This is a genomic window from Acinetobacter brisouii, assembly GCF_008993995.1.
In the GTDB taxonomy this organism is placed as follows: Bacteria; Pseudomonadota; Gammaproteobacteria; order Pseudomonadales; family Moraxellaceae; genus Acinetobacter; species Acinetobacter brisouii_A.
The window spans coordinates 1-246 of sequence record NZ_BKNN01000211.1 but is presented as its reverse complement, the minus strand read 5'-3'; the positions used below and the strand labels follow the sequence as shown (position 1 = coordinate 246).

Here is a 246-nt window from a genome sequence, read left to right as displayed (position 1 = left end):
TGATGTGTGCTTAAAAAACAGGAGGGTTTAACTTGGTAAACTATACATACTCATTAGGAGTTTACCATGAGCAAGAAACAGAAGACTTACACCGCAGAATTTAAAGCTGAAGCCATAAAAGCCATTGAAGAGAACCAAGGTAATGTATCGAAATCCGCTAGACAACTTGGCATTTCAATGCAAACCCTTTCGAACTGGAATAACAAAGCAAAGGCTGGAACTTTAGCAGGCACAAAACAGTATTCG

Annotated in this window: 1 protein-coding gene; it reads left to right on the top strand. The window is 39.0% G+C overall.

Annotation, left to right across the window (positions count from 1 at the left end; all coding sequences use genetic code 11):
* Positions 1-66: 66 nt before the first annotated feature.
* Positions 67-246: transposase (locus GBN19_RS15700; RefSeq protein ID WP_151778726.1), on the top strand; the 180-nt coding region annotated here is incomplete at its 3' end.